Origin of the sequence: Paenalicyclobacillus macrosporangiidus (assembly GCF_900116805.1) — a bacterium.
Taxonomy (GTDB): Bacteria; Bacillota; Bacilli; order Alicyclobacillales; family Alicyclobacillaceae; genus Alicyclobacillus_H; species Alicyclobacillus_H macrosporangiidus.
In genome coordinates this window covers 1-2660 of record NZ_FPBV01000067.1, presented here as the reverse complement: position 1 = coordinate 2660, position 2660 = coordinate 1, and the positions used below count along the sequence as shown (strand labels likewise).

3 protein-coding genes are annotated in these 2660 nt (G+C 49.5%); 2 read left to right on the top strand and 1 reads right to left on the bottom strand.

The features are described 5' to 3' along the window. Nucleotides 1–250: 250 nt before the first annotated feature. Nucleotides 251–658 carry an NUDIX hydrolase gene (locus BM357_RS18605; RefSeq protein ID WP_425426571.1) on the bottom strand — a complete coding sequence of 136 codons (408 nt, stop codon included), beginning with the start codon at nt 656–658 and terminating at the stop codon, nt 251–253. 445 nt (nt 659–1103) lie between these two features. Here BM357_RS18605 and BM357_RS20860 point away from each other — a divergent pair, with 445 nt between their 5' ends. Both BM357_RS20860 and BM357_RS19575 read left to right on the top strand, forming a co-directional pair. Further along, nucleotides 1104–1598, top strand: a complete 495-nt coding sequence (locus BM357_RS20860) for an RNA polymerase sigma factor (RefSeq protein WP_074956892.1) — start codon at nt 1104–1106, stop codon at nt 1596–1598. After that, nucleotides 1588–2415: a hypothetical protein gene (locus tag BM357_RS19575; protein ID WP_139234812.1), complete on the top strand. Its 828-nt coding sequence runs from the start codon at nt 1588–1590 to the stop codon at nt 2413–2415. The genes BM357_RS20860 and BM357_RS19575 overlap by 11 nt, the downstream gene beginning before the upstream one ends. Nucleotides 2416–2660: the final 245 nt, after the last annotated feature.

Genomic DNA, 2660 nt, shown 5'->3' with positions numbered 1-2660 from the left:
GCTTGGCCTCATGTTGGATCACGATCACCCACCAGTAAACAACTACGACTACATTTTCATCATAATGTTGTGCCCCAAAGGGGCATGGGGGTTTTTGGGGAGTTTTAATCCGCTATTGACAGGCTCACCTCTATTCACCCACCGTTCGACCGCTACACCCAAAATACCACAGTAAAATCCAGCAATACCCACAGGTTGGTGCTCGCGTGCCGGGCCACCTCGTCATTCACATCACTAAAACGTCAATCTGTCATTCCATGTTCGACTCGTCTACATATGGACATCCAGCATGCAACAGCGCCTCAACGCCCCCGGGGTGATAGGACAAATACTCATTCGCCAACGAGATTGAAACCCACTCTACTGCGCTAATCTCTTCGGGACACATAATGCGTGGCTCTCCACCAAGAATTTCAGCCGTAAACGTGAAGAAGAGGACATGTTCCTGTCGGGATTCCCATAGACGCTCATGAACCGATACCAATCTTCCGACATGAATCCTCAATCCCGTTTCTTCATACACCTCTCTGACGACCGCTCTATCGAGGGTCTCACCCAGTTCCACGGCACCACCCGGTAAGGTCCATGAGGCATTGTCGGCGTTCTGCACCATAAGGACACTCTGTGCCTTTTCGTCAAGAATAAGTGCATACGCCACGTGAACACTTCTCACTTCGTCACCTTCATCCCTTCACAGTAACGTGTGGCCAGGCGCAAACGACCCTCTCGTGACGAGTTCAGCAGTATCGTACGATGGATGCGCTCAGCAGGAATTTGATTCCTTGATAAGCTTCAAGAAGAGCTCGTCGATGCAGATGGTCGATCCGCTGTCCATTCTGCAAACAATCCTCTGCCAGAGCATCGTTCGGCCGTCCTATACGTCTGAGTGTGGCTTCTCCTCTCCATGTGGCCACTCTTCCACCAATTGTAACGCTCCGATATCACCGCGGCATTCTTTTATGAACTATTCAATTCTTCCGACAGAACATCATAGAGGAACAGGTGTGTGTATCGATATTCGCTTCCATCTCGTCTAAGCTGTAGTCGAGCGACAAGCGAGGTGACTCATTCTGGATGAACGTCAGTCCACGCTCGTTTATCTCATGCATGCTTACTGGCAAAGGGCTTGGGCGTACGTGTATTCCTTAACGAACGACCCGTTTCTGACCGATGACTTGACCCAAGACGTCTTCGTTCGAGCCTATACGAGCCTTGACCAGTTTCGCAATGAATCCTCGTATAAAACCTGGCTGTTTTCGATCGCCAGAAACAGATGCAAGGACTTCCAGAAATCCGCTTTCTTTCGGCGAGTCGTACCTATTGATTTTCACCGAACCCAATCCTTGGATGCGGAGCACACTTCGGCGGAAGACGAAGCTGTCCGAGCGATCGAAAGAAATGAGTTGTGGAAAGCGATCCTTACACTCAAAAAACCGTATCGAGAGGTCGTGATTCTCCACCTGCGGGAGGATATGACTTTCGCAGAAATAGCAGCTGTTCTCAGTATACCGGAAGTAACTGCACGGGCGAGATACCGTCGTGCATTACAACAATTAAGAGCCATCTACAATACGGAGGTGAATCGTAATGACATTTGAAGAAAAGTTGCGTAACGAGATAAAAGACCTGCCTGTCCGAGGGCTAACGAACGACAAACAGCAGGCAGTCCTAGAGCAAATAAGGAAGACGGACCGCACGCGGCACCCTCTTCGTGGTCTCTCATCGGCAGTGGCGGCCGTTGGTGCAGTAGCCATCATACTTGTGGGCACGACGATCATGAATCGGAATGCGCAGTATCGATCCCCACTTTCGTTGTGGACCACCGCAACGGTTGAAAATTCGGTATTAAATACCCCGAGTTTTCGTAACGCAGTTCAAGCTTACCTGGAAACGCACACAGATTCCGGATTCAGCAGTGCAGCGATTCCGTCGGCTGTCGCCAATAACCCTGAAGTAACCAATGCCGTCCCGAGCCAACCTATCCCAACAACCATCAAAGACCTAGCCGTCCGATGGAGCCAATTGGATGGAAAGTTTGGTTATGCGTTCGTTAGCTTTCGAAGAGGTGAGAGCAATCACGTCGCTACCGTGGTGGCTCAACAGAAGCCAAATCTTGAATGGGACGTGCTTGATGTATTTGATTCAGGCCCGTTGCCACCAGCGTACATTAGCAAGTTTCCAGTATACAATATGGAATCTTCCCGTGATGGTACGCCCTCCTATTTTATGGTGTGCGGGATCCTCGTGAACCCGAACATCACTCGTGTGCAAATCACTTGGCCCGATGGACAGAAGAACGAGGCTCAGGTAGCCAATGGCGTCTACGGGTATGTAAAAGTATATCCTGCCCAGATGAATTCAATGGTAGGTCCTAAAAACATTGAAGCGTTCACGCCCGAGTTCGACAGTTGGTAGCACCCTGTAGGCAGATGGATGAAATTGGGGTGCAGCAGTGGTGCGGCTTCTCGGGCTTATCCACAGGCATACGGGGATCATTTGTCGTGAAAAGTTTGTAGGCATGCATAGGATTGTGGATAACTTTATTTACTTGTTGTTATTTTGGTAGTATGTTTCGTATAATGTAGATATGTACATACGAACTATCCGCCGTAAAAACAAAGATGGCTCCATCACCGGCTACGTCCAGTTGGCCCATAACT

Excerpts from the sequence above, each read along its gene's own strand:
- BM357_RS20860 (WP_074956892.1), top strand. The coding sequence starts at position 1,104 with ATGCATGCTTACTGGCAAAGGGCTTGGGCGTACGTGTATTCCTTAACG.
- BM357_RS19575 (WP_139234812.1), top strand. The coding sequence starts at position 1,588 with ATGACATTTGAAGAAAAGTTGCGTAACGAGATAAAAGACCTGCCTGTC.